The 26220-nt window shown below is 36.6% G+C and carries 25 protein-coding genes; 16 read left to right on the forward strand and 9 right to left on the reverse strand.

Going from position 1 to position 26220, the window contains the following annotated elements; all coding sequences use genetic code 11:
* Nucleotides 1-42: 42 nt before the first annotated feature.
* Entirely contained in the window at nt 43-1116 is a 1074-nt protein-coding gene (locus MR041_RS04055; RefSeq protein WP_242092307.1) for a PA0069 family radical SAM protein, read from the reverse strand.
* Nucleotides 1117-1310: 194 nt separating this feature from the next.
* Between MR041_RS04055 and MR041_RS04060 the strand changes: the two genes are divergently transcribed.
* Nucleotides 1311-2666, forward strand: a complete 1356-nt coding sequence (locus MR041_RS04060) for a sulfatase family protein (RefSeq protein ID WP_242092308.1) — start codon at nt 1311-1313, stop codon at nt 2664-2666.
* A 58-nt stretch (nt 2667-2724) separates the two neighbouring features.
* Here MR041_RS04060 and MR041_RS04065 read toward each other — a convergent pair whose 3' ends face one another.
* The 7 genes from MR041_RS04065 to MR041_RS04095 all read right to left on the reverse strand — a co-directional run bounded on the left by MR041_RS04065 (nt 2725) and on the right by MR041_RS04095 (nt 9264).
* A complete protein-coding gene (locus MR041_RS04065) occupies nt 2725-3507 on the reverse strand; it encodes an enoyl-CoA hydratase/isomerase family protein (RefSeq protein ID WP_242092309.1) in 783 nt (260 codons plus the stop codon).
* Between the two features lie 3 nt (nt 3508-3510).
* The gene (locus MR041_RS04070; RefSeq protein WP_242092310.1) at nt 3511-4962 is read right to left on the reverse strand and encodes a sensor histidine kinase; all 1452 of its coding nucleotides are present in this window, start codon (nt 4960-4962) and stop codon (nt 3511-3513) included.
* A 184-nt stretch (nt 4963-5146) separates the two neighbouring features.
* The gene (locus tag MR041_RS04075) at nt 5147-5695 is read right to left on the reverse strand and encodes a CopD family protein (protein ID WP_242092311.1); all 549 of its coding nucleotides are present in this window, start codon (nt 5693-5695) and stop codon (nt 5147-5149) included.
* A gap of 17 nt (nt 5696-5712) precedes the next feature.
* Nucleotides 5713-7068 carry an MATE family efflux transporter gene (locus MR041_RS04080; RefSeq protein WP_242092312.1) on the reverse strand — a complete coding sequence of 452 codons (1356 nt, stop codon included), beginning with the start codon at nt 7066-7068 and terminating at the stop codon, nt 5713-5715.
* Nucleotides 7068-8102: a ferrochelatase gene (gene hemH, locus MR041_RS04085; RefSeq protein ID WP_242092313.1), complete on the reverse strand. Its 1035-nt coding sequence runs from the start codon at nt 8100-8102 to the stop codon at nt 7068-7070. Before hemH ends, MR041_RS04080 begins: the two co-directional genes overlap by 1 nt.
* A gap of 32 nt (nt 8103-8134) precedes the next feature.
* Nucleotides 8135-8323: a hypothetical protein gene (locus MR041_RS04090; RefSeq protein WP_242092314.1), complete on the reverse strand. Its 189-nt coding sequence runs from the start codon at nt 8321-8323 to the stop codon at nt 8135-8137.
* Nucleotides 8324-8367: 44 nt separating this feature from the next.
* A complete protein-coding gene (locus tag MR041_RS04095) occupies nt 8368-9264 on the reverse strand; it encodes a helix-turn-helix transcriptional regulator (protein WP_242092315.1) in 897 nt (298 codons plus the stop codon).
* 194 nt (nt 9265-9458) lie between these two features.
* Here MR041_RS04095 and hemA point away from each other — a divergent pair, with 194 nt between their 5' ends.
* The 14 genes from hemA (at nt 9459) to MR041_RS04165 (ending at nt 23890) form a co-directional block, all read left to right on the forward strand.
* Nucleotides 9459-10724, forward strand: a complete 1266-nt coding sequence (gene hemA, locus MR041_RS04100) for a glutamyl-tRNA reductase (protein ID WP_242092316.1) — start codon at nt 9459-9461, stop codon at nt 10722-10724.
* Entirely contained in the window at nt 10717-12294 is a 1578-nt protein-coding gene (gene hemC, locus MR041_RS04105; protein WP_242092317.1) for a hydroxymethylbilane synthase, read from the forward strand. The genes hemA and hemC overlap by 8 nt, the downstream gene beginning before the upstream one ends.
* Before the next feature lie 51 nt (nt 12295-12345).
* Nucleotides 12346-13371 (forward strand): uroporphyrinogen decarboxylase, encoded by a 1026-nt coding sequence (hemE, locus tag MR041_RS04110; protein WP_242092318.1) that lies wholly within the window; start codon nt 12346-12348, stop codon nt 13369-13371.
* The gene (locus MR041_RS04115; protein WP_242092319.1) at nt 13364-14119 is read left to right on the forward strand and encodes an EI24 domain-containing protein; all 756 of its coding nucleotides are present in this window, start codon (nt 13364-13366) and stop codon (nt 14117-14119) included. The genes hemE and MR041_RS04115 overlap by 8 nt, the downstream gene beginning before the upstream one ends.
* The gene (locus tag MR041_RS04120) at nt 14109-14654 is read left to right on the forward strand and encodes a GNAT family N-acetyltransferase (RefSeq protein ID WP_242092320.1); all 546 of its coding nucleotides are present in this window, start codon (nt 14109-14111) and stop codon (nt 14652-14654) included. The genes MR041_RS04115 and MR041_RS04120 overlap by 11 nt, the downstream gene beginning before the upstream one ends.
* Nucleotides 14654-15556 (forward strand): oxygen-dependent coproporphyrinogen oxidase, encoded by a 903-nt coding sequence (gene hemF, locus MR041_RS04125; protein ID WP_242092496.1) that lies wholly within the window; start codon nt 14654-14656, stop codon nt 15554-15556. The genes MR041_RS04120 and hemF overlap by 1 nt, the downstream gene beginning before the upstream one ends.
* A gap of 89 nt (nt 15557-15645) precedes the next feature.
* Entirely contained in the window at nt 15646-16638 is a 993-nt protein-coding gene (gene hemB / locus MR041_RS04130) for a porphobilinogen synthase (RefSeq protein WP_242092321.1), read from the forward strand.
* A gap of 49 nt (nt 16639-16687) precedes the next feature.
* On the forward strand, nt 16688-17152 hold the full coding sequence (locus MR041_RS04135; protein ID WP_242092322.1) for a GNAT family N-acetyltransferase: 465 nt from the start codon (nt 16688-16690) through the stop codon (nt 17150-17152).
* Nucleotides 17153-17237: 85 nt separating this feature from the next.
* Nucleotides 17238-18533, forward strand: coding sequence for a serine hydrolase domain-containing protein (locus MR041_RS04140; RefSeq protein ID WP_242092323.1), 1296 nt, complete (start codon nt 17238-17240; stop codon nt 18531-18533).
* Nucleotides 18534-18557: 24 nt separating this feature from the next.
* On the forward strand, nt 18558-19646 hold the full coding sequence (locus MR041_RS04145) for a CNNM domain-containing protein (protein WP_242092324.1): 1089 nt from the start codon (nt 18558-18560) through the stop codon (nt 19644-19646).
* Nucleotides 19646-20119 carry a methylated-DNA--[protein]-cysteine S-methyltransferase gene (locus MR041_RS04150; RefSeq protein WP_242092325.1) on the forward strand — a complete coding sequence of 158 codons (474 nt, stop codon included), beginning with the start codon at nt 19646-19648 and terminating at the stop codon, nt 20117-20119. The genes MR041_RS04145 and MR041_RS04150 overlap by 1 nt, the downstream gene beginning before the upstream one ends.
* Nucleotides 20120-20226: 107 nt before the next feature.
* Nucleotides 20227-21390: a serine hydrolase domain-containing protein gene (locus tag MR041_RS04155; RefSeq protein WP_242092326.1), complete on the forward strand. Its 1164-nt coding sequence runs from the start codon at nt 20227-20229 to the stop codon at nt 21388-21390.
* The gene (locus MR041_RS04160; RefSeq protein WP_242092327.1) at nt 21374-22087 is read left to right on the forward strand and encodes a 3'-5' exonuclease; all 714 of its coding nucleotides are present in this window, start codon (nt 21374-21376) and stop codon (nt 22085-22087) included. Before MR041_RS04155 ends, MR041_RS04160 begins: the two co-directional genes overlap by 17 nt.
* Nucleotides 22088-22213: 126 nt before the next feature.
* Complete coding sequence (locus tag MR041_RS04165) at nt 22214-23890, forward strand: ABC transporter ATP-binding protein (RefSeq protein WP_242092328.1); 1677 nt, start codon at nt 22214-22216, stop codon at nt 23888-23890.
* Here the strand turns inward: MR041_RS04165 and MR041_RS15595 are convergent.
* Nucleotides 23885-24007: a hypothetical protein gene (locus MR041_RS15595; RefSeq protein WP_277926310.1), complete on the reverse strand. Its 123-nt coding sequence runs from the start codon at nt 24005-24007 to the stop codon at nt 23885-23887. The two genes, MR041_RS04165 and MR041_RS15595, sit on opposite strands and share 6 nt — an antisense overlap.
* A 235-nt stretch (nt 24008-24242) precedes the next feature.
* Here MR041_RS15595 and MR041_RS04170 point away from each other — a divergent pair, with 235 nt between their 5' ends.
* Entirely contained in the window at nt 24243-26210 is a 1968-nt protein-coding gene (locus MR041_RS04170) for an acetoacetate--CoA ligase (RefSeq protein ID WP_242092329.1), read from the forward strand.
* The last annotated feature ends 10 nt before the right edge of the window (nt 26211-26220 follow it).

The following is a 26220-nucleotide window of genomic DNA, read 5'->3' on the forward strand; positions in this document are numbered from 1 at the left end:
ATTTTATTATTTCAAAAGCGGGTTTAAAAACCCGCTTTTTTGTTAAAACAGTTTTAGCTGTCCTGACTTACATGGTTCGTGCAAATTGCAATTCAGTGTCGGCATATCCTTATCCTTAAAATACTTATTTTTCGCCAGTTTTATTAGACCATTGATGTGTTCAGCGATTTTACCTTCTCCTCTCATTCGCTTACCAAAACGACTCTCGTTAAGGGTGCCTCCATGACAACTTTTTATTTGATTTAATACTTTATCCGCTCGATCGGGGATTGCTGTTTTAATCCAATCTTCAAAAACAGATCCGATAGCGCCGTTTAATCTCACTATAGAATGGGTTATGGATTGCGCACCATGTTCCGAAACCAATTTAGCCAATGGTAAAATTTCATGACTGTTAATAGAAGGAATTATTGGAGCCATCATCACATTTACCGGAATACCCGATGAGCTTAAGACCTTGACCGTTTCCAAACGCTTTTTCAGACTTGCCGTTCTGGGTTCTAGAATACGTCTTGTTTTTTCAGAAAGTGTTGTTATGGATACACTAACTGAAAGCAGCTGATCCCTATTTAAAGCCTTTAGAATTTCCAAATCCCTTAAAATTAAAACGTTCTTCGTAATAATACTTACCGGGTGCTTATATTTTAAAAAGACCTCTAAACATTGTTTTGTTAATTCTAACTCGCGTTCGACAGGCTGATAACAATCCGTGTTCCCCGATAGAACAATAGGATATGCTTTCCAATTTTTCCTTTTTAGAACACGCTCCAATAGAATTGGGGCCTCCTTTTTAAATAATATTCGCCGTTCAAAATCCAAACCTGGTCCATAACCCCAATATTCATGACTATTACGCGCATAACAATAAATGCAACCATGTTCACAGCCCTGATATGGATTCATACTATACATAAACCCGAGATCCGGACTATCTACTTTATTTAATATGGTTTTGGGGAAAACAGGTGAATACACTGTTTTATTGTTACCTGGTGATTCTCCTTCCCTATTGCAGAATTCAAGAAAATCAGGTCTCTTTTCATGATGTAATTCAAAAAATCGATTGGGAACTTCAACTTGCGCACCGCGCCCTTTTATTATTTTGTTTTGATTCAATTACTGTAAAACTTTAAACCTTGACTAATCAGATGAGTTTATGAATTTAGTAATTAATCTGTTTAAATTGGACTATCTTAAAATGGTTTATCCACAAATTTAAATTGCATACATTTTCCCTAATTGGAAAAATTGACGAAATTGGTCGGTAATTGTTTGGGTAATTCAAACTCCATTTTTAATATCAACTTATAATGAAAAAAACAGCCATTATCTTCAACTTAATCCTCTTCACATTTTTGTCCTGCAATGAATCAAAACAAAACGATGAGGCCGTAAAAAATGAGCGTCCAAATATCATTATGGTTTACATGGATGATATGGGTTATGGGGATCTGGAGTGCTATGGCAACCCCGTCATAAAAACACCACACCTAAACAAAATGGCCGCAGAAGGTATTAAATTCACTTCCTTTTATGCGCCAAGTTCAGTTTGTACACCATCCAGAGCTGGGTTACTTACCGGCCGTTATCCGGTTAGAAATGCACCGAATAACTTTGGCCCTGAATCGACAAATGGCCTACCCCTATCAGAGGTTACCATTGCGAATGTTTTAAAAGAATCAGGGTATGCCACCGGAATTATTGGTAAATGGCACTTGGGTCATTTACCTGAATATCTGCCCACCTCTCGTGGATTTGATTATTTTTACGGGTTACCATACAGCAACGATATGATTCTGCCCTGGTGTCCCTGGCTCACTGAAAAGGATAAACTTTTTTTATATGAAAACGACAAACCAGTTAAAGAAATTGGCAAAAATCAGGATCGGCTTATGCTGGATTACTCCGATAAGGCCATAGCCTTTATTAAAGAACATAAAAAGAAGCCTTTTTTTCTGTACTTGGCCCATGCCATGCCCCACTTGCCAATTAGTGCTCCTGAAGAATTTAAAAACAAATCCAAAGGGGGGCTTTATGGCGATGTCATAGAGACTATAGACTGGACCATTGGGGAATTAATCAAAATATTAAAGGATGAAGGTTTGGAAGAACGTACTCTGGTGGTTTTTACCAGTGATAACGGACCCTGGCACAATTTGCCAGATCGGATGCTTGCAGATGGTGTTGAGCCCTGGCACACTGGATCTACCGGGACGTTTAGTGGATCCAAAATGACCACATATGAGGGTGGATCCAGAGTGCCTGCTATTATGTATTGGCCCAATACCATAGAGAAAAACCGGATCAACCAAGATATTGTAACAGGATTGGACTTGTTCCCAACATTTGCAGCATTGGCTGAGGGTGAATTACCTACACAATATCCTATTGACGGAAAAAGTTTAGTCGAACTTATAAAAGAAAATAAAAGTTCACCTCGAACCGCGTTCATGTATTGTAAAGGGAAAACCATTGAAGCCATTAGAGATCACGAGTGGAAATTAAGAATCACTGAAGCTGATGGCCTGGAACTTTTTAATCTTTATGAAGACCCGAGTGAATTTTATAATAGGGCGTCGGAATTTCCGGAAAAAGTGAACGTACTAAAAGCCAAAATAAAAGTCTTCGCTAAGGACACACAATCAGAGGTATACGACATACCCTAGTGAAGTTCAATGCCTTATTGCAAATACAGGCATCATCTAAACTTCGACCATGTACATATCATTTTCCGGGAAAATTGGCTTTTCTTTTTTCCAGGAAAGCTGAGGTGCCTTCCTTGAAATCATCTGTAGCAAAAGAATGGCCAAATTCTTCAATCTCAACATCAAATCCATTAACTCCGTTTTTAAAATTTGCATTTATTGACTTGATGGCAGCAGCAATGGCTACAGATGAATTTCGTGTTATTTGAACAGCCAATTTTTCACAAAATGGCAAGAGGTTATCTTGAGTAGTTACGTGATTTATCAATCCGAATTTTAGCGCATCATTTGCGTCAATCATCTTGGCGGTCATAATAAGTTCCATTGCGCGTCCTTTACCTATCAATTGAGGTAACCGTTGTGTCCCCCCATAACCGGGAATAACACCTAACGACACTTCGGGCAGACCCATTTTAGCGTTATCGCTAGCCACCCTAAAATGACAAGCCATTGCAAGTTCAAGTCCTCCGCCGAGAGCAAACCCATTCATAGCCGCAATCACAGGTGTTCCTAAATTCTCAACAAAGTCGAACACTAATTTTTGTCCATTGGCAGATAATTCTTTCCCTTCTTCAGCAGTGAAATCGGCAAACTCACTTATATCTGCTCCAGCTACAAATGCCTTTTCTCCACTTCCTGTTAATATAATAACCTTTATTCCTTTATCCCGGTCTGCAATATCGAAAGCATGGTGTAACTCCTGAATGGTTTCAATGTTCAATGCATTTAACTTATTTGGGCGATGAATAGTAATTGTTGCTATTTCATTGCTTTTATCTAAAATGATATTTTTATAGCTCATAGTCTAGGCTTTTGGAAAAACAACTTTAAATACAGTTCCATTATCTTTTTCAGATTCGAAAGATATTGTACCGTTATAAGTTTCAACAATATTTTTTACCATAGCTAATCCCAAACCCATCCCACTTGATTTAGTAGTGAATTTGGGCTCAAAAACTTTATTTTTATTCTCTTCAGAGACTCCAGAACCATTATCCGCCACAGAAATGATAACATTCCCATTTAACTCACTTACATGAACGATAATTTGTGGGGAATCCGTTTTTGCTATGGCCTGAATCGCATTCTTAACTAAGTTGGTTACAACTCTAATAAGTTGAGTCCTGTCAAATTTCGCAATAATATTTTCCTTTTCATAAGTGAAAACGATGTAATCCTCGTTAAAAATATCAAGAGCAAGCTTTACGATTTCAACAACATTGAGATTCTCATTCTGTTGCGCAGGCATTTTAGCAAATGTTGAAAACGCAGAAGCAATAGAACTCATTGTATCAATTTGTTGAATTAAAGTCTTACTATATTCATTTACTTTAGTCGTAACATTGGGATCATTGGGGTCAAATTTACGTTGAAAATTTTGAACGGTAAGCCGCATTGGAGTTAAGGGATTTTTAATTTCATGTGCGACTTGTTTTGCCATTTCCCTCCATGCCTGTTCCCTTTCACTTGTCGCTAATTTAACGGCACTTTCTTCCAATTCATCAATCATGCTGTTATAGGAGCTAACCAAAGTGAAAATTTCTTCACTCATATCGTTTATCATGATTTTCTCATTTCTTTTTTCAAGCCTGGTTTCATTGATCTTATCGCTGATAGCCTGTAGAGATTTAGTAATGTATTTGGACAACAATAATGCAATCCCTATGGCAATGATTAATACTAGCAAATACGCATACCCCAGGCGCATCAGAAACTCACCAAGTTCTCTCGCTAAAAAATCATCCCTCTCCAGGTATGGTAAATTTAAAATGGCTATGGGTTTAAACTTATTGTCCGTTAAATAGGTATACGATGATTGATACGTCTCACCATTCTCTTCATGTATATCAACATAACGATGTGATGCTGTATTCGATATGCCATTTATAATTTCAGCGCTCAGGCATTGCTGTAATGTATCCTGAGCCAATATGGCTCTCGAGGACTTTAAGAGCGATCCTTCTAAATCATAAAGATTAATTTGTAAGGAGTGGATGTCGGCAATTTTATTGAGTTCATCCTTAAAAATTAGGTTGACCTTTTCTGTCGCAACAGGATAAGACGTTTCTTTTATCACATTATTTAAATGGCGTTGAATCGCTCTTTCCTTTCGTTCCAAACGTTGCTCATGATAGTCGCGTGTTTCTTCATTATATTGAAAAATTGAGACAGAAGCAATAATAATTGATGCGAATAAGACAAGCAATATCATCGCTATAAAGATTCTGGTTCGTAATGAAAGATTTCTTAGTTTCATTCGTTCATATCAAATTTTTATTTAGGTAATAAGGTGCAACTATTAAAGATAAAAGAACCATAGCAAACTACACTTTAACAACATAAAAATTTTAATTAAATAGCTTAACATTAACAATAATCACACCAAATACCCTAAATAAACCACAGATGGATTTTTACTGTTAGTTGGATAAACAAAGTGCTTAGTTCCCTGTGTTTTTTTCCCGGATAGCCTTGTACATTTTGTAACCTAACATAATTAAAATCCCCAAAGCCAATAAACCAATAATTCCCCACACCCAATTAATAGCACTTTTAAGAATGGCTAAAAAAACTACAGCGAACAAAATAAAAGTGGCTCCTTCATTCCAAATACGCATAAAACCTGACGATTTTTTTACAACATCGTTTTGCAACTGCTTGAAATACTGATGGGTTTTTAAGTGGTATAAAATGAGAAGCACTACAAAAACCAATTTAACCAGCATCCATGTTTGTTCTAACCAATAGGGTTGTAAGAGAATTAACCAAGTGGCAAAAATAGTAGCTAATAAAGCGGATGGCCAAGTAATTATATACCACAGACGTTTTGCCATAACTTTAAGCTGTCTTCCCAAAATTTCCTTCTCTGGATCCGACTTATGAAAAGCCTCAATTTGGTATACAAAAAGTCTTGGTATATAAAATAATCCTGCAAACCAAGTGATGACAAAGATGAGATGGAATGATTTAATGTATTGATAATATTCCATGTTTAATAAATAATCCCTTAATGATAGGTTCCTGGTTTCAAATTCTTGACAATTTCCCTGTATAAAAAATATCCCGTGACTAGTGTTGCTAAAACATCCGCAATTGGAAATGCGATCCACACACCGAGTTCGCCATAAAACAAAGGTAAAATAAAAATAAGAGGGATAAAGAAAAAACCTTGTCGAGTAAGGGTTAAAAGCAATGCCTGTTTCGCCTTGCCAATAGCCTGAAAATAGGCCGCTCCAATAAGTTGGACCGCTATTATTGGGGTGGCTGCAAAAACCCATCTCATTGCTGGTGGTGTCTCTGAAATGACATCCACATCATTGGTAAAAAGCCTGGTAATAAATTCTGGAAAAATCATTAATAATAAAAAAACCAAGGTTGCTAAAACAGCCGCATACTTTATGGCAGTAAATATGGTATCCCTTACTCTGAGATACTTTTGAGCACCATAATTAAAACCAGCTATAGGCAAGAATCCCTGTGTAATCCCATACACCGGGAATAAAGCAAACATTAACATTCTACCCACAATAGCATAAGCAGTCACAGAAGTTTCACCACCAAAATGGAATAAGATATTATTCATAATAAGGTAAGTAATACTGACAACAGCCTGCCTTGAGAGTGTTACAAAACCTAAAGCCCCGATTTCTGTAACTATCGATTTGTTTAGTCCAAAATGACATTTATTTATTTTTAATTCTGAATGTTCTGACATAAAAAACCAAAACAAATAAATAAAACACAGAAAATAGGATCCGGTTGTTGCCCATGCTGCTCCTACCATACCTAGTTCAAGAATATTTATAAAAATATAATCCAAAATTAAATTGCCAACCGAAGGTATCATCATAGCATACATGGCAAACTTAGGTTTCCCCTCAGCTCTTACTACCGTATTTCCCATCATGCAAAGCGCCAAAAAGGGCACTCCATAGAGTACAATAATATAATAGGTCTTGGCTGGTTCAAAAATGCCTCCCTTACCACCAAAGGCGGGAATAAGATCGTCCACAAAGACCAAACCGAGAATGGCCATTGTGGTCGTTAAAAGTATTGTTAATGTGAGCTGGTTGCCAAATGTTTGAAGCGCTTTTGAAATTTGATTTGCTCCTAATGCTCGAGATATAATTGAAGAACCCCCTACACCAATGGACATCCCTAATGCGGCAATAAAAAAAGACACCGGTAGAACCACATTTATAGCCGCTATGGCAATGGCACCAATCCAGTTACCAACAAATATGGTGTCGACTAAAATATTTAGTGACATCACCAGAATGCCTATTGAAGCAGGAATTGCTTGCTTTACAAGTAGTTTATTAATAGGTAAGGTGCCTAGATCTTCAGATGAAATCTTTGCCATTACACAGCCAAAGTTTCAGTAGAGACCCAATCATTAATCCAATTGGACAACAAATCTACAAATTCTTGATCGTCATTCAAGCAAGGAATTGTTGTAAAGGTACTACCTCCCATCTCATGAAAGATCTCTTGGCCTTCCATAGCAATCTCCTCGAGAGTTTCCAAACAATCACTAACAAAAGCAGGGGTGACAATGGCCATATTTTTAACACCTTGTTTCCCAAGGCGCTCTATCGTTCTATCTGTATAGGGTTGTAACCATGGATCAAATCCCAAACGGGATTGAAAAGAAGTGGAATAAGTTCCTTCCTTTAATTGGAGCGCTTCAGCTACCAATCGCGTTACTTCAAGACATTGATGCCTGTAGCAATACTTATGCGCCTCACTGGCAGTCACGCAACATTTATTATCAATTTTACAATGAGATTTTGTGATATCACTCTTTCTTATGTGACGCTCAGGAACCCCATGGTAAGAAAATAACAAATGTTCATAAGGCTTATTTTTTAAATGGGTTTTTATGGAATTTGAAAGGACTGAAATATAATCCGGTTTGTTATAGAATGCTGGTACCGATTCCATTTTTAAATTTGGGAAATGCGTTTGCTTAACTTTTTCGGCCAATACCAGAATGGTTTCTGTCGTGGCCATGGCGAATTGTGGATACAGTGGGAAAATTAGAACCTTTTCAACACCCTTATCTACCAATTCCTGTAGTCCCCTTTCAATAGACATACTTCCATACCGCATAGCCAAAGCCACAGGAACATCTACCTGTTTTTGTATTTTGCTCTGCAACCGTTCAGATATCACGATAAGAGGAGAACCCTCTTCCCACCAAATTTTTTTATAAGCAGCAGCCGAAGCTTTCGGTCTTGTTTTTAAAATAATTCCCCTTACCAATAATGCCCTGGCCACATACGGGATGTCTATTACCCTTTCGTCCATTAAAAACTCCCCTAAATACTTTTTTACGTCTCTTGGCTCAGGACTATCCGGAGAACCAAGGTTTACTAACAAAATTCCTTTTTTCATATACAGTGTAATTGTAATAAGTCATTTAAAAATTATTCTTCGCTCTTATTTGGTTTTGGCTCAATCAGCATTTGCTCCATCTGTTGTTGGTAGTATAATTTTGGTCTTTGTTCTGAATAATCACAATCTTGAAAAATACCACATGACACATTCGGTCGAACCAATGAATTTAAAGATTGCTCCTGAGATAAGGCTTCAATTTCCGGGGTTAAATATTTCATGAATTAACGATTTTAAAATTGATCATCACAAAGATTCATCATCTTTATGATAATGACATAATATATTTCTTTGGTGTTGTACCATACTTCTTCTTAAATGCCGCTATGAAATGACTGGAGGTGCTGTAGCCAATTTTATGCCCCACTTCGTTAACATTATGCTCTCCGGATTCCAGTAGCTTTCGGGCTACCTCCATTTTATAATCGAAAAGAAAGCTGAATACGGAATCACCGTATATCTGCTTAAAGCCTTCTTTGAGTTTTTTTAAGTTCAATCCAATTTCATCCGAAAGCTCCTGGAGCGTTGGAGGTTCTGCCATTCGTGCAACAATAATATCTTTGGCCATTCTAATTTTTATAACATTAGTCTCATCGACTAAAAAAGGACATTGTTCGACATCTGCATCTTCACTTCGATTAAAATACAAGCTCAATAATTCAAAGGCCTTACCCCTAAAATACAAGTTCTTAATAGATGAATTGTAATTGAAATTAATCAACTGGTTCAATACAATGGCCATAGACGGCGAAATTATGCCATCCTTATAATACTTTTTATCCTTGTTATCAACATTTAAAAACGAAATGTAATCGGCCTCTTGAGAAAACAATCCGTGAAACTTTTTTATTGAAATTAAAATTGAAGCAACCCATGATTTCGGTGTTAACTGAAGATCAATGGGTAACTCACGTTGTGGATTATAGAGCAGCAATGAACTCTCTTCGTGGATGTCTAATTTGTACTGCCCCTGATTAAAAACAAAGGTAGTCGTACCTTTTAAACAGAAATGAAATTGAATAAAATCACTATGCACTTCTTTTACAAGACTTTGAGTAATATCCTGATCATTTTTATAGGTTAAAATGAAGAAGTCTTCATCAATCTTAGTCTTATCAAAAGTACTTTCAGCGACATTTTTATCCCTGTCATTTATTTTCATTTTCTAAACTTATTTAGATTTGTTCTAAATTAATTAAGGCAAAAACAGCCATTTTATTAGCAAAAATATGACATTTATCATAGTAAATTATAAAAAATGTTTAAAAAACTATAAGCGATATTAAAAGTTCCTTTAGCGTTATTTTTTTTTGACATATCCTTCTACATTTGTTAATTGATTATTAGATTCATCTCATGCAGAAGTATAATATTTCTAGAAGCAACTTCTTTTATGCCATTGGTTTAAGTTATAAAAAAGCTGATGCTCATATTAGGGAGCATTTTAGTTTAGATGAAGATTCCAAACTTAAACTTTTATTCCAAGCAAAACAAAATGGCTTGGAAAGTCTCATCGTAATTTCAACGTGCAACAGAACTGAAATTTATGGTTTCGCCCAGCATCCTTATCAGCTTATACAGTTGCTTTGCGACAACACAGAAGGGACTGTAGAGGAATTTCAAAAGGTAGCTTATATTCATAAGAATAAAGATGCTATCACACATATGTTTCGCGTTGGCTCAGGACTGGACAGTCAGATTTTAGGTGATTTTGAAATTATAAGTCAATTAAAAGCCAGTGCAAGAATTTCTAAAAATCATGGTCTGCTCAATCATTTTACTGAACGTTTAGTGAATGCTGTTATTCAGGCCAGTAAACGCATCAAAACGGAAACTAATATTTCTTCCGGTGCAACTTCAGTATCATTTGCGTCTGTTCAATATATTTTTCAGAATGTAAAAGATATCCCCCACAAAAACATCTTGTTATTTGGTACAGGTAAAATAGGTAGAAATACTTGTGAAAATTTAGTGAAGCATACCAAAAACGAGCATATTACCTTAATTAACCGAACTAAGAACAAAGCGGAAAAAGTAGCTGGTAAATTTAATTTGCTAGTAAAAGACTATGCCAATCTACAAGAAGAAATAAGTAAATCGGATATATTAATTGTTGCCACCGGCGCTCATCGACCAACTATTGATAAACATATTCTTCAAATAAGAAAGCCATTATTGATATTAGATTTGTCAATTCCAAAAAATGTGAATGAAAATGTTGAAGATTTAGAACTTGTTTCGTTGGTACATCTTGATCATCTTTCACAAATCACGGATGAAACTTTAGAAATGCGGCAGACACATATTCCTTATGCAGAGGCCATAATAGAAGAAGTGAATGCAGAATTTAACAACTGGTTGGAAACTCGAAAATTTGCACCTACAATTAGAGCATTGAAGCACAAATTAAGTGATTTTGCTGCTTCAGAGTTAGAAATGCAGCGCAAAAAATTAACCGATTTCAATGAAGCTCAAGCCGAGCTAATTAGCAATAACATCATTCAAAAAATAACCAACCACTTTGCACACCATTTAAAAGATGATGGTGTTTCTACCGACGAAAGTCTAGAACTTATTAAAAAAGTGTTTCAGTTGGAAGAACTTTCAATAACCAATGTCTAAATCCATAAGAATTGGTACGCGCGATAGTGAATTGGCATTATGGCAGGCCAAAACTGTACAACAACAACTGGAACACCTGGGGTATAAAACGGAATTAGTTCCTGTTAAATCCACAGGAGATAACGTTCTTGATAAACCCCTTTACGAATTAGGAATTACGGGAATCTTCACACGCACTTTGGATATCGCCATGTTGAACCATGACATCGATATTGCAGTTCATTCATTAAAAGATGTTCCAACTGTTTTGCCTAAGGGCATCGTTCAAGCGGCCGTATTAAAACGAGGCAATGTAAAAGATATATTGGTTTTTAAAACTAACGAAGAGTTTTTGTCCGCTCAAAATGCCGTTATTGCTACCGGAAGCCTTCGTCGAAAAGCACAATGGTTAAACCGTTACCCAAAGCACACCGTCGAAAATTTAAGAGGTAATGTTAATTCCAGACTTAAAAAACTGGAGGACAACTCGCATTGGAATGCGGCAATTTTTGCGGCCGCAGGATTAGGCAGGATAGGTATCAGACCTGAACAATCTGTCAATCTCGATTGGATGATCCCCGCACCCGCTCAAGGAGCTATAATGATCACTGCCCTAGAACAAGATAGTTTTGTTCGTGAGGCCTGTGCAGCATTGAACCATGAAGAGTCCGAAATATGTACCACTATCGAACGCCAATTTTTAAATAAACTTGAAGGTGGATGCACAGCACCAATTGGTGCCCTGGCTGAAATAAAAAATAACGAGGTATGGTTTAAGGGTATACTGTTGAATAATGATGGATCAAAAAAAATAGAAGTTTCAAAAGTTGAAAAACTCGGGAAACACCAGAATATAGCCGACTTCTGCGCCAACTATATTATTGAAAGAGGGGGTAAACGCCTGATGGATAACATCAAACGTTCAGACAAAAAAGCCAATGTCTATTCGACAAAATCACTGACGGAGGACCAACGCTTTTTGCTCAATAAAAATGTGACGGTAGAAAATAGCGATTTTATAAAAATTAGCTTAAATCGCATTCTCCCTCATCTTCTAAAAAATAAAATACAAAATGTTATTATAACAAGTAAAAACGCGGTTGAAGCCCTAACTACCAATTATTCAGCAAATAAATTACAATTCACAAACATATACTGTGTTGGACGAAGGACAAAGCGATTAATTGAAAGCAAGATTGGAAAAGTAACACACGTTGAAAAGAACGCTAAAAAATTAGCTGAATATCTTGTAGAATTTATGAATGGTGATGAGGTTACTTACTTTTGTGGAAATTTAAGGTTAGATGATTTACCGCATATTTTGAATAAAAACGGAATCAAACTTCATGAAGTAGAGGCCTATCAAACCAAATTTGATGGTCTTAAGGTTCCGGACTCGGTAGAAAGCGTTATGTTTTACAGTCCATCAACCGTTGAAAGTTTTGTGCGCGAAAACCATAAAGAAGTCATTGCTTTTTGCATTGGGGAAACAACGGCGAAAGAAGCTCAGAAACACTTTGCTGATGTCAGGGTTGCCAAAGTCCCTACTGTGGAAAGTGTAATAGAGTTAGTAAACGAACATTATATTTAATTTAAACCAGACCTTTTGGAGTATTGAGAACTTTAATGGTCTTTAAAAACTATGATAAAAAACGATTTATTTTTAAGGGCTTTAAAAGGCGAGACTGTAAATCGTCCTCCGGTCTGGATGATGCGCCAGGCAGGTCGATATTTACCTGAATTTATGGCCATTCGTGAAAAGTATGATTTCTTTACACGTTGTCGCACACCGGAGCTGGCCAGTGAAATAACAGTTCAACCGATTCGCCGCTATGGTATGGATGCAGCCATTTTATTCAGTGATATTTTGGTTATTCCACAAGCCATGAATATCGAAGTACAAATGAAACCTAATTTTGGTCCTTACTTACCAAATCCAGTTCGTACTTCTGATGATGTAGAGCGTGTTTGTATTCCAGATGTAACTGTTGAACTGGATTATGTTTACAAAGCCATTGAAGCCACCAAGGAATTGCTTAATAATGATATTCCCCTTATTGGTTTTGCTGGTTCGCCTTGGACCATTTTATGCTATTGTGTGCAAGGTCAGGGCAGTAAAACATTTGATAAGGCTAAAGCATTTTGCTTTACGAATCCAATAGCAGCTCATACGTTACTCCAGAAAATTACAGATACTACCATAGCGTACCTTAAAGAAAAGGTAAAAGCAGGATGCAATGCTCTTCAGATTTTCGACTCTTGGGGAGGTATGTTAAGTCCAACAGATTATCAAGAGTTTTCTTGGAGGTACATTAATCAAATTATAGAAGCCCTTAAAGACGATGCCCCTGTTATTGCTTTTGGAAAGGGCTGTTGGTTTGCCTTACATACAATGGCACAATCTAATGCCTCAGCATTGGGTATCGATTGGACTTGTTCAGCGAGAAACGCACGCTACTTGACCGGTGGCAACATGACTTTACAGGGCAATTTCGATCCAGCACGTTTGCTATCTCCTCCCATGGAAATAAAGAAAATGGTAACTCAAATGATCAATGAATTCGGCAAAGATAAGTATATCGTAAATTTAGGTCATGGTATTTTGCCCAACGTCCCTCTCGATAATGCAAAGGCTTTTATCGATGCCGTAAAAGAATATAATGCTTAAAAATATAATAAGAGGTATAAAAGGGTATTTTGGTGCGTTTGGTTTGATTTCAAAATTGAAACTCTGGAAATACTTTGCTATCCCAATGCTCATTAGCTTTGCAACGGCTGTGGCTATTTTTGCAGTTGCCTATGGTTGGTCCGATAATTTTGGAAGCTTCATTTCAAAAGCATGGGTTTGGGAGTGGGGAAAGGAAACTTTTACCACCATCAGCAGTATTGTCGGAGGGATAATAATAGTAGTTATTGGCCTTATCCTGTTTAAACATATCATAATGGCTTTATCTGCTCCTTTTATGAGTCCAGTATCCGAAAAAATTGAAACGCATTTCACGGGTAATCCTCCTCTTTATTTAAGAAACACCTCATTTACTCAGCAACTTTGGCGGGGCATAAGAATTAATGGTAGAAACTTAATCATGGAATTGCTTTTAACCATTCCTGTATTATTATTAAAACTTATTCCATTAGTGAATATCTTTTCAACATTTTTATTATTCCTAATCCAAGCCTATTATGCCGGGTTTGGCAACATGGATTATACTTTGGAACGCCATTTTAAATTCGGTGAAAGCCTTCGATTTGTGAAAAATCATAAGGGATTAGCTATTGGAAATGGGATTGTATTTTTGCTCATTTTATTAGTCCCAATTATTGGTGTCATTTTAGTCTTACCTCTTTCTGTTACCGCAGCATCGAAAAATACAGTTGAAGTATTAAATCTTAAGATACAGGAACATGAGGTTTAAGCTCGACACCTGTTATATAGAGCCTATTCAATCTGGTGATGCAGTGAATATCTTTAATTTTGCAATCTCGAATGCGCAAAGACTCAAAAGATACTTCCCTGTAACGCTGAAAGAAAATCGAACACTCGAATTATCCAAGATCTTTGTAATTCGAAAAGTAAAGGAGTTTCAATCAAAAGAAGAATTTTTATATACGCTTAAAGAAAATGGCTCCTCTCGTTTAATAGGTTTATTATACTTAAAATCTCTGGATTGGATTAAAAAACATGGGGAATTAGCTTATTGTATAGACCAGCCTTTTGAAGGCAAAGGAATCACCACAAATGCAGTAAAAAGTATTTCCGAGCATGCCTTTAATGAATTAGGTTTGAAAACGATAAAAATTATTGTCCATATTTCGAATTTAGCGAGTATTATGGTTGCTAAAAAGTGTAATTTTACTTGGATTAAAACATTAAAGAACGAGCACACACCACCCGGAGAACGTGCTTTGGATATGGAATTATATGAATTGTATAATGCGATTGAGCCATGATTAAAGAAAAATTTTATAGTTACATACAAGAACTTCAGAACAGCATTACCTCAAAACTGGAAAACATTGACGGCGAGGCCAAATTTCATGAAGATATCTGGAAGCGCAGTGAAGGTGGAGGCGGAAGAACTCGTGTTATCCAAAATGGGAAGGTATTCGAAAAAGGAGGCGTTAATATATCCGCTGTACATGGTAAACTACCCAAGTCCATGCAAAGCTATTTTAAGGTAGGTGATGTGGATTTTTTTGCCTGCGGCCTCAGTTTGGTCATTCATCCGAAAAACCCTATGGTTCCAACAGTACATGCCAACTGGCGCTATTTTGAGATGTACAGCAATACAGGAGAAATAGTCGACCAATGGTTCGGAGGAGGTCAAGACCTAACGCCTTATTATTTATTTGAAGAAGATGCGATGCATTTTCACGCTGTATGCAAATCAGCGTGTGACATGTATAATAACGAATTTTACCCCCTGTATAAAGCACGATGTGACGAATACTTTTATAATTCCCATCGCAGTGAAGCCCGAGGCATAGGAGGATTGTTTTTCGATTACTGTAAGGCTAATGATGATATGTCAATGGAGGATTGGTATAACTTTGTAACTCAAGTTGGTGATAGTTTTCTGGACGCTTATGTTCCAATTGTTGAAAAACGTATGGATTTACCCTATAATGACGCGAATCGGGATTGGCAAGAAATTCGACGTGGACGTTATGTCGAATTTAATTTAGTTCACGATAAAGGTACGCTGTTCGGATTAAAAACCAATGGTCGTATTGAAAGTATATTAATGAGCCTGCCACCTCGTGTGCAATGGGTTTATGACCATCATCCCGAACAGGGAAGTGAAGAGGAAAAATTGATTCAAATTTTAAAACACCCTAAAGCCTGGGTGTAACTTAATTATTCTAACTTCAGCTAAAAATCTTAACTGTTTTTAAGGAAGGTGCTTCAGCTGATTCAGATAAACAACAAAATAAATTATTTATGTATCCATTAAGAAGAAATAGACGACTCAGAAATAATGAAGTCATTCGCAATCTGGTTCAAGAAAACACAGTTACGCCTAACGATTTTTTGGTGCCTCTTTTCGTTGTGGAAGGTAAAGGGATAAAAGAAGAAATTACCTCAATGCCTGGTTATTATCGCTATAGTTTAGATGTACTTGACAAGGAGGTTAGAGCGCTTTGGAATCTGGGCCTAAGATCCGTTCTAGTTTTTGTGAAAGTTTCTGATAGTTTAAAAGATAACAAGGGAACTGAAGCATTGAATCCAAATGGCCTTATGCAGCGTTCTATAAAAACCATTAAAACAGCATGCCCGGACATGTTGGTAATGACCGATGTGGCTTTAGATCCCTTCTCTGTTTACGGTCATGATGGTATCGTTAAGGATGGCCAAATACTAAATGATGAAACCAATAAAGTCTTAGCGGAAATGAGTATTTCACATGCCCAAGCAGGTGCCAATTTTGTAGCACCCAGCGACATGATGGACGGTCGTATTTTGAGGATCCGCGAAGCACTAGATAGTCTGGGGTTTGTAAATACAGGAATAATGAGCTACTCTGCTAAATATGCTTCGTCATATTACGGTCCGTTTCGTGATGCTCTGGATTCAGCTCCTGTGGATTTAATAGATGTTCCAAAAGACAAAAAAACCTACCAAATGGATCCGGCAAATAGAATAGAGGCGCTTCGAGAAACTGAAATGGATATTGCGGAAGGGGCAGACATTGTCATGGTCAAGCCAGGTCTATGTTATCTGGATATTGTTCGAGAAATTAAAAATAATGTCAGGGTCCCAATAGCTGTTTATCAGGTTTCCGGTGAATATGCCATGTTAAAAGCTGCCGTCGAAAAGGGATGGCTAGATCATGATGCTGTCATGATGGAACAAATCATTGCTATTAAACGTGCCGGCGCTGATATCATAGCGTCGTACTTTGCGAAAGATGTCGTTCGACTTTTAAACGGATAACCCTTTTTAAACAATTTCTAGAGCACTTTAGGTAGTTTATACTGCACGGATGAAATTTTATAATTTTAAAGACTTGTCTGAATCTCAAAGAGAGGAGCTACTCATGCTTTGGAATACTGTTTATCCGGAACGTTTAAATTACGATACGCTCATTGATTTTGATACATATCTGACCCATTTAAAAAAGGTGTCACATCTTTTGGTTTTAGATGAAAATAAAAAAATCAGAGGGTGGTATTTTGATTTTATTCGTGATGGTGAAAAATGGTTTGCCATTCTTTTAGACCCGGAAATTCAGGGCATGGGATTGGGGACAAAAATGCTGAGCCTGGCTAAAGAAAAGGAAGTTGAATTAAATGGCTGGGTAATAGATCATAATAATCATAAAAAGAAAAACGGTGAAATGTATAGATCGCCTTTGAATTTTTACCTGAAAAATGGATTTGAAGTGCTGTCAAATGTCAGATTGGAACTTAAAAACATATCTGCAGTTAAAATAGTTTGGAAAAAATAGGGATTCCAATAATTAAACTTTCAAACGGTCTGGGGTCTATTTTAATTTTTCATTTTGTATTTTTCAGATTATTATTTTTAAACCCATGCGAATCCTGATTCTATTTTTCTTAGTAAGCAATAGTGTTGTAAATGCTCAATTACAATATGCTTCGCTCGCTTCGGTAGGTTTGGATTCTGTATATGTTCAGAATAAAGTAGATTCTATAATGTATCGAGGGATTCAGGAGCAGGCTTTTCCGGGAGCTCAATTATTAGTAGCTAAACAAGGAAACATTGTATTCCATCAGACCTATGGATTTCATACCTACGACAGTATCAGGAAAGTACAATTAGACGATATTTATGATTTGGCCTCAGTTACTAAAATTACCGGGCCATTACCTGCTTTAATGAAACTCTATGAGGACGGTGTTATCGATCTGGATAAACCTTTTAGTAGTTATTGGAAATCCTGGAAACATAGAAAAGATAAAAAAAATATCACCCTGCGAGAATTACTGGCTCACCATGCCGGTATGGCATCCTATATTGTTTTTTTAAACAAAGTCCTTAGAAAAGGAGAACCAAAACGACGATTTGTTCGAGCCAAACCAAACAAGCGATTTTCCAATCAGGCCTATGCCAATATTTTTGTAAAGGATAGATTCAATCACAAGGTGTTTAGAACCATTAAGCGTTCTAAAGTAAGTAAAAACAAAACGTATTTGTATTCCGGATTAGCATCTCTGATTTATCCGCAGCTTATAGAAGATGTCACGGGAGAGGATTATGTTAGTTATCTTCAGAGAAACTTTTATAAACCATTGGGATGCAAAACACTTACTTATCTTCCTTCAAACCACTCGTTTAACAACATTATAGTTCCAACAGAATTTGATTCCATTTTCCGAAAAACACTCACGCAGGGGTGGGTACACGATGAAAATGCCGCGCTGTTTGGAGGAGTATCTGGAAACGCCGGACTCTTTGCAACCGCCAATGATCTGGCAGTTTACATGCAGATGTTGGTTCAGAAGGGCAGTTATGCCGGACAACAATTTTTTAAACCCTCGACTGTAGAAGAATTTACACGAATTCAATATCCGGATAACGACAACCGTCGTGGTTTGGGGTTTGACAAACCCCTTATTGGAAACGACACGCTTCAGCTCAAAGAAGCATATCCTGCACCTGAAGTGAGCCCTGAAAGTTTTGGGCATTCAGGTTTTACAGGTACTTTTGTTTGGGCTGACCCAATAAACGAACTCGTTTTTATTTTTTTATCAAACCGAGTCTATCCAAGTAGAAAACACAGGAACATATACAAGCTTAACATTAGGTCAGCACTTCAGCAAGTATTTTACACTGTGAACAACCCTGCCGATTCTCAAAATAATTAGTATTTTAGACATTTCTTTTAAGCTATGAGCGCATTAATCTTTTGGGCGACGATCTCAATTTTCTTTTCTTTTTTATGTTCTATTCTCGAGGCTGTTTTGCTTAGTGTAACCCCGACGTTTATAAATATCAAAAAACAGGAAGGCAAGGACTATGCTTCAAGGCTTGAATCCTTAAAAAAGGATGTTGACCAACCTTTAATTGCCATACTAACGCTCAATACCATTGCACATACTTTAGGAGCCATGATGGTAGGTATTGAAGCGGAGAAGTTGCCTTACAAAGTAGAAGTTTTTGGAATAAACACAGTAGGTATTGTTTCAGCAATTATGACCTTTCTTATTTTGGTTGCATCAGAAATAATCCCTAAAACTATTGGAGCTACATACTGGAAAAGCTTAGCTAATTTCACATCAAAAGCATTAGCACTTTTAATTTTTCCATTAAAATGGACAGGTCTTCTCTGGCTGTTACAATTAACCACAAAGCTCATTGGAGGCAAGGGACATCACGGCAGTATTCTGAGCCGTGAAAGCTTTATGGCTATGACAGATATGGCTCACGAAGAAGGGGTCTTTCAGGAAAATGAAAGTGTTATTATTAAAAACTTACTTAATTTTAAACAAGTTTTTGCCAAAGACGTAATGACGCCACGGACAGTTATGAAAACAGAAGATAGCAGTTCCACTGTAGAGGCTTTTTTCAACAAAAACCTAAACCTTCGGTTTTCCAGAATTCCCATTTACAAAGACCATACTGACAATATTATCGGATTGGTTTTAAAGGATGAAATATTTAAGGAAATGGCTCTGGATCATGGAGATAAAAAATTATCAGATCTTAAACGCAACATCATCGTAGTAAGTAGAAGCCTCCCAATTCCTACACTTTTCGAAAAATTAGTGGAAAGTCGAAACCATATGGCACTGGTCGTAGATGAATATGGGAGTGTTAATGGGCTGGTAACAATGGAAGATGTTATTGAAACCTTATTAGGCCTCGAAATAATGGACGAGAGTGACAATGTTTCCGACCTACAACATTTGGCTAGAAAGAGTTGGGAAACCCGTGCTAAAAAATTAGGTATTATTATCGACGATAATGCTAAAGACTAATGGAAAGTTGTATCATAGAAACGCCCTTAGGATTTACCAAAATCGTTGGAGATGATTATGGCATAACTGATATTACGGTCTTAAATTCAACTGAAAAAATTACAGATATTATTCCGGAATCTTTGGAAGAATGTGTTATCCAGCTTAATGAGTATTTTGAAGGTACACGACAACAATTCGACTTGGCATTGAATCCTCAAGGCACAGATTTTCAAAATAAAGTTTGGCGGCAACTTGAACAAATTCCTTATGGAAAAACAATTACCTACTTTGAACTTTCAAAACAATTGGGCGATATAAAAGCTATAAGAGCAGTTGCACAGGCTAATGCTAAAAACCCTATTTGGATTGTCATACCATGTCATCGCGTAATTGGCAGTGATGGTCATTTAACCGGATATGCAGGTGGACTACACAGAAAAAGATGGTTATTGGAACATGAGTGTCCTCACAAACAACAATCTCTTTTTTAAAACTTTATTAGCCATTTTTGTTACGACGAATACCTGTTGATGCCAGGGTATATTGAGATAGACCTTTCGATTAATTTTTCTATATTTATTTAAACATAAATTTCCCTATGAAATTTCTAAAAAATTTTATCAAATGGATCATTATCCTATTTGGTTTTCTGATACTAGTTCTCTTTATAACCGATACCGATTACCTGATTAAGGCGGTAAGAACCATATATTTGAATGGACATACCACAGCATTTTTAAAAGACTATAACTATTTTGATACCCAATTAATTGAAAAAGGCACACCCCAACCTTGGCCTTATCATAAAAATTATAATTCAATTGAAGAAACGGAAAATCTCAAACAAGCGAATTCCCAATATGGCACCATAGCTTTTGTTATTATTAAAAACGATAGCATTTGGTTTGAAAATTATTACGATGACTTTAACGAAAGCTCCTCTACCAACTCTTTTTCCATGGCTAAAAGTTACGTGTCTGGCCTTTTAGGTAAAGCAATCATGGAAGGTCATATTAAAGACCTGGATCAACCTGTATGTGATTTTTTTCCTGAATTCTGCAGTGGACTGGCGGCCGACCTAACCGTTGGTGATTTGGCAAGCATGGCATCTGGATCAAATTGGGATGAAGCATATTATTCGCCGTTTTCTATAACAACTAGAGCTTATTTTTATGACGATTTAAAAACGATGATGCTCAATAAGTTTAAAATTGTTGATCGGCCAGGAGAGAAGTTTGTATATCAAAGTGGGAACACCCAATTATTAGCTATGGTTTTAGAAAACGCGACGGGTCAAAAACTATATGATTATCTGGAACAAAGCTTTTGGAAACCATTGGGAAGTGAGAATAACTCCTTATGGCAGATAGATAATAAGTCTAACAATATGGTAAAGGCTTATTGTTGTATTGCAAGTAACGCCAAAGATTTTGCTCGTTTGGGCAAGCTTTATAAAGATTATGGTAAATGGAAAGGCCAACAGGTACTGGACTCCGCTTTTGTAGCAAAATCCTTAAAACCGCGATTTGCCGAAGATCAGAGATACGGATATGGATGGTGGCTTAAGGAGGTGAATAACAAACCTTTCTATTTTATGTGGGGTCATTTGGGACAGTATGTCATGATACAGCCTCAAAGCAATGTCATTATAGTTCGTTTAGGACACAATGCACCCAAACATTCAATCAGTACATTCCCTAAAGATATTGATATCTACATAGAAGAGGCCTACAAAATGTTAGACTATGATAAAAAGACTTAACCTCGAAGACATCCTATTTCTTGATATAGAAACCGTTCCGGAAACCCAATTTTTATCTGATTTGGATGAAACCAAACAAGTATTATGGGAGCTCAAATCACAATACCAAAGAAAAGATGAATTTACTGCAGATGAATTTTATGAACGTGCAGGAATTTGGGCAGAATTTGGAAAAATCATTTGCATTTCTGTTGGCTATTTTAATATTCTTGGAGAAGGCAGAACCTTTAGAGTGACTTCTTTTCACGGTGATGAACTGACTATTTTAAACGATTTTAAAACCCTTATCGTTTCACATTTTAGTATGTCCAAACATCTGTTGTGTGCACATAATGGTAAAGAATTTGATTTCCCTTATATTGCAAGACGAATGATCATTAATAATATAGAGCTGCCAAACAAATTAAATCTTTTCGGAAAAAAACCATGGGAAGTGCCTCATTTAGACACATTGGATCTTTGGAAATTTGGAGATTATAAAACGTTTACTTCCTTAAAACTTTTAACCAATGTACTTGGTATTCCATCACCGAAAGACGATATTGATGGTAGTCAGGTGTACCGAGTCTACTATGAGGACAAAGATATGGATCGAATTATTACCTATTGTGAAAAAGACACCATTGCTGTTGCTCAGGTTTTGTTAAGATTACGTACTGATGAATTACTTTCAGATGACGAGATTATTCATATTTGACTAAATAGATTTATGCGCCGTGTAGTTTTTGGGCGTGTTATTAAAATGAACAAGCTTTAAATAGAGTTGTGATTATACCTTTACAAAATAGACCTTATTCAAACTGTTAACTTTTAATTGAAAATATTGAGTATACCGCTTATACAAATAAAAGACCTGAGCATTTCATTTGGAAACACTGAGGTGATTCACAACATATCATACGATTTGCACAATAATGAGATTCTTGGTATTGTTGGGGAGTCAGGATCAGGAAAATCGGTGTCGTCTTTGGCCATTTTAGGTCTCTTACCAAAAAACGCCGGAAGAGTTACATCGGGTTCTATCATTTATCAGGACAGAAATTTACTGCAGCTTTCAAATAAGGCATTGCAAGACGTTCGTGGCAATAAAATTGCCATGATTTTTCAAGAACCCATGAGTTCCCTCAATCCATCCATGACATGTGGAAAACAAGTTCAGGAAATACTCGAACGACATAACAATTTATCTGCACTAGAATCCAAAGAAGAGACCCTTTCATTGTTTGAAAAAGTAAAATTACCTGATCCCTCACGCATTTTTAGGTCCTATCCTCACGAAATTTCAGGTGGACAGAAACAGCGTGTGATGATTGCATTGGCCATAGCATGTAAACCGGATGTTTTAATTGCAGATGAACCTACAACAGCGCTTGATGTAACTGTACAAAAAGACATTATAAATCTGTTGAAGCGGTTACAAAAAGAAACTGAATTGAGTATTATTTTCATCACGCACGATTTGGCCTTAATCTCAGAAATTGCCGATAGAATCTTAGTCATGTATCAGGGACAAATTGTGGAACAAGGTCCTTCTGAATCCATCTTCAAAAATCCGCAACATAACTATACAAAAGCATTAATTCATTCAAGACCGTCACTGGATATAAGATTAAAAAAATTACCCACGGTTCAAGATTATCTAAGCCATGATTTTTCGAGAGAGATTATGACGTCAGAAGAACGTCGTCAAAGGCATAGCATTATGTATAATAACCCGCCTATTTTGGAGGTGATTAATCTTGAAAAGACCTATATTTCAAAATCCGGCTGGCTTTCTAAATCACAAGCTTTTAAAGCTGTCGACAGGGTCAGCTTTAAGCTTTATGAAGGCGAAACTCTGGGTCTTGTAGGTGAATCCGGATGTGGTAAATCAACATTAGGAAATGCCATATTACAACTTGATAAGGCATCAGCTGGAACAATTTTATACAAAGGCAAGGACATTACAAATCTTTCGACTTCTGATATTCGGGCGTTGAGAAAAGAAATACAAATTATTTTCCAAGACCCCTTTTCGTCCTTAAACCCTAGAATCCCAATTGGAGAAGCCATTATGGAGCCCATGAATGTTCATGGTATTTTTAATACTGTCGAAGACCGTAAGGCTAAGGTGTTATCAATTCTAAAACGTGTGGGCCTTTCTGAAACCTTTTACAATAGATATCCACATGAGTTTTCCGGCGGACAACGTCAGCGTATTGGTATTGCAAGGACCATCGCAGTACAACCTAAATTAATCATCTGTGATGAATCAGTATCGGCTCTGGACATATCAGTTCAGGCACAGGTGTTAAATCTTTTAAATGAACTTAAAGAAGATTTTGGATTTACCTATATTTTTATTTCTCACGATTTGGCTGTTGTAAAATATATGAGTGATCAGCTCTTGGTTATGAACAGTGGTAAAATTGAAGAATTGGACGATGCAGATGTGATATACAACCATCCTAAAAAAGAATATACCAAAAAGTTAATTCATGCAATCCCTAAAGGACTATAGCATGAAAACTTTTTTGGTTATATAGAGTAATCCTCTAATAAACTGTAAATACTCCTGAATGGTTTCCTTTAGCTTACTGTCTTTAAATTCAATTTGCTCGGATACATTAGATGCCATATTTCAAGTAGGTTAAGTTTATGGTAGATTTGGGGCAAATCTGAATATTTAATTGGTTTATTTGGGGACTGTAAAAATGCATATTATTTTTAAATTATCAGTTTATAATCATATTTATTCGTTGTAATGCACTTTTTTTTAACATTTGTTGCTTTTTTCCTTCAATTAAGATCTTAAACCCGAGAACAGTATTCAATACAGAATGCTTATATTTATATCTATTAAAAATTAAAAAATGTCTGTAAAAAAATTGTGGGAAGGCTCGGCTCAATTTCAAGAGAACAGTCACTTATTTAAATATAAAACCTGGTTGGCCCACGAATACCAGATTGACCTCAACTCCTATGACGATATTTGGCAGTGGTCTGTCGACCATATTGAAGATTTTTGGAGAAGCATTTGGGACTATTTCGACATTATTTCACATCAACCTTACCAGTCTGTTTTAAAGTTAAGGACCATGCCCGATTTCGAATGGTTCTCAGGGGCACAATTAAACTATGCAGAACATATCTTTCGACATCATCATTTAGATGAAGAAACAGCGATACTATTTTCCAATGAACGCGGTGTTTCGGAAACGCTTTCATGGAAAGGTTTAAAAACCAAGGTTGCATCTATGGCCACTTATTTAAAGTCTATAGGCGTTTCAAAAGGGGATTGTGTTGCAGCTTTTCTACCAAATGTACCAGAAGCAACGATTTCTTTTCTAGCTGTAAATTCCTTAGGTGCCATATGGTCCAGTACCTCTCCTGACTTTGGAAGCGAAAGCGTCATTGACCGGTTTATTCAAATTAAGCCGAAAGTCTTTATTACAGTTGACGGGTATTATTACAACGGTAAACCTTATGATAAAATAGATATCGCCAAAACAATTGCAAATGCACTGCCGACCCTGCAACAGGTTATTGTATTGCCTTATCTTAACCAAGAAGCTATTACCTCATTTCCAAGAGAAGCTAAAAACATCAAGGACATATTCAAAAATAAAGGTGATGAACTGAGTTTTGAACCGGTTAACTTTAATCATCCGATATGGGTGTTATATTCATCGGGGACAACAGGTTTGCCCAAAGCCATCGTGCACTCCCACGGGGGTATTCTATTGGAACATTTAAAGTACATGGCATTTCATAACGACGTACACGAGGGTGAACGTTATTTTTGGTTCACTACCACGGGATGGATGATGTGGAATTTCCTTCAATCTCCTTTACTCATGGGTGCAACAATTGTTCTCTATGATGGTTCTCCAACTTATCCAGATTTTAACCGTCTCTGGAAGTTCTCTGAAAGTGTAAAAATTAATCACTTTGGTACCAGCGCCCCCTTTCTTGTAGCCAGTATGAAGCAACATATTAAACCTAAAGAACATTATGATCAGGCCGCTCTTCGGTCTATAAGCTCCACTGGAGCGCCTTTACCTTTTGAAGCATTCGAGTATGTTTACAGAAACATAAAAAGTGATGTTTGGTTATGTTCCATGGCCGGAGGCACTGATGTTTGTACGGCCTTCGTAGGAGGGTCTCCATTTTATGCCGTTCATGCCGGGGAAATACAATGTCGGGCCCTTGGAGTTTCATTACATGCATACAACGATAAGGGAGAATCTGTGGAAGATGAATTAGGTGAAATGGTTATAGACAAACCAATGCCATCAATGCCTATATATTTTTGGAATGATCCTGATAATAAACGTTACCAGGCCAGTTATTTTGATCATTTTCCGGGAAAATGGAGACACGGTGATTTTATAAAAATTAACTCTAAAACGAAGGGCATTGTTATTTACGGCAGGTCTGATGCAACCCTTAACCGGCATGGCATTCGTATTGGCACAAGTGAAATATATCGTAGTATTAACAAGATAAATTCTATTGAAGATTCACTCATTGTTAATTTAGAATTGGAAGGCGGCCGGCATTACATGCCTTTATTTGTTAAAATGAAAACCGGTATTGAATTATCGGAGAATATCAAAACTCAAATAAACAACCAACTTAAAAAAGAATATTCTCCACGTCATGTGCCGGATACCATTATTGAAGTTCCCGATATTCCTTATACAATAAGTGGTAAAAAAATGGAAGCTCCCGTAAAAAAAATTCTAATGAAAATGGCAATAGAAAAGTCTATTAACAGAGATTCCATGAAAAATCCCGAGTCAGTGGATTTCTTTATCGCCTATGCTAAAACAATTTAATTTCTGCCTA

It is taken from the genome of Aestuariivivens sediminicola (genome assembly GCF_022662015.1).
GTDB lineage: Bacteria > Bacteroidota > Bacteroidia > Flavobacteriales > Flavobacteriaceae > Aestuariivivens > Aestuariivivens sediminicola.

Excerpts from the sequence above, each read along its gene's own strand:
- MR041_RS04060 (WP_242092308.1), top strand. The coding sequence starts at position 1,311 with ATGAAAAAAACAGCCATTATCTTCAACTTAATCCTCTTCACATTTTTG.
- MR041_RS04065 (WP_242092309.1), bottom strand. The coding sequence starts at position 3,507 with ATGAGCTATAAAAATATCATTTTAGATAAAAGCAATGAAATAGCAACA.
- MR041_RS04070 (WP_242092310.1), bottom strand. The coding sequence starts at position 4,962 with ATGAAACTAAGAAATCTTTCATTACGAACCAGAATCTTTATAGCGATG.
- MR041_RS04075 (WP_242092311.1), bottom strand. The coding sequence starts at position 5,695 with ATGGAATATTATCAATACATTAAATCATTCCATCTCATCTTTGTCATC.
- MR041_RS04080 (WP_242092312.1), bottom strand. The coding sequence starts at position 7,068 with ATGGCAAAGATTTCATCTGAAGATCTAGGCACCTTACCTATTAATAAA.
- hemH (WP_242092313.1), bottom strand. The coding sequence starts at position 8,102 with ATGAAAAAAGGAATTTTGTTAGTAAACCTTGGTTCTCCGGATAGTCCT.
- MR041_RS04090 (WP_242092314.1), bottom strand. The coding sequence starts at position 8,323 with ATGAAATATTTAACCCCGGAAATTGAAGCCTTATCTCAGGAGCAATCT.
- MR041_RS04095 (WP_242092315.1), bottom strand. The coding sequence starts at position 9,264 with ATGAAAATAAATGACAGGGATAAAAATGTCGCTGAAAGTACTTTTGAT.
- hemA (WP_242092316.1), top strand. The coding sequence starts at position 9,459 with ATGCAGAAGTATAATATTTCTAGAAGCAACTTCTTTTATGCCATTGGT.
- hemC (WP_242092317.1), top strand. The coding sequence starts at position 10,717 with ATGTCTAAATCCATAAGAATTGGTACGCGCGATAGTGAATTGGCATTA.
- hemE (WP_242092318.1), top strand. The coding sequence starts at position 12,346 with ATGATAAAAAACGATTTATTTTTAAGGGCTTTAAAAGGCGAGACTGTA.
- MR041_RS04115 (WP_242092319.1), top strand. The coding sequence starts at position 13,364 with ATGCTTAAAAATATAATAAGAGGTATAAAAGGGTATTTTGGTGCGTTT.
- MR041_RS04120 (WP_242092320.1), top strand. The coding sequence starts at position 14,109 with ATGAGGTTTAAGCTCGACACCTGTTATATAGAGCCTATTCAATCTGGT.
- hemB (WP_242092321.1), top strand. The coding sequence starts at position 15,646 with ATGTATCCATTAAGAAGAAATAGACGACTCAGAAATAATGAAGTCATT.
- MR041_RS04135 (WP_242092322.1), top strand. The coding sequence starts at position 16,688 with ATGAAATTTTATAATTTTAAAGACTTGTCTGAATCTCAAAGAGAGGAG.
- MR041_RS04140 (WP_242092323.1), top strand. The coding sequence starts at position 17,238 with ATGCGAATCCTGATTCTATTTTTCTTAGTAAGCAATAGTGTTGTAAAT.
- MR041_RS04145 (WP_242092324.1), top strand. The coding sequence starts at position 18,558 with ATGAGCGCATTAATCTTTTGGGCGACGATCTCAATTTTCTTTTCTTTT.
- MR041_RS04150 (WP_242092325.1), top strand. The coding sequence starts at position 19,646 with ATGGAAAGTTGTATCATAGAAACGCCCTTAGGATTTACCAAAATCGTT.
- MR041_RS04155 (WP_242092326.1), top strand. The coding sequence starts at position 20,227 with ATGAAATTTCTAAAAAATTTTATCAAATGGATCATTATCCTATTTGGT.
- MR041_RS04160 (WP_242092327.1), top strand. The coding sequence starts at position 21,374 with ATGATAAAAAGACTTAACCTCGAAGACATCCTATTTCTTGATATAGAA.
- MR041_RS15595 (WP_277926310.1), bottom strand. The coding sequence starts at position 24,007 with ATGGCATCTAATGTATCCGAGCAAATTGAATTTAAAGACAGTAAGCTA.
- MR041_RS04170 (WP_242092329.1), top strand. The coding sequence starts at position 24,243 with ATGTCTGTAAAAAAATTGTGGGAAGGCTCGGCTCAATTTCAAGAGAAC.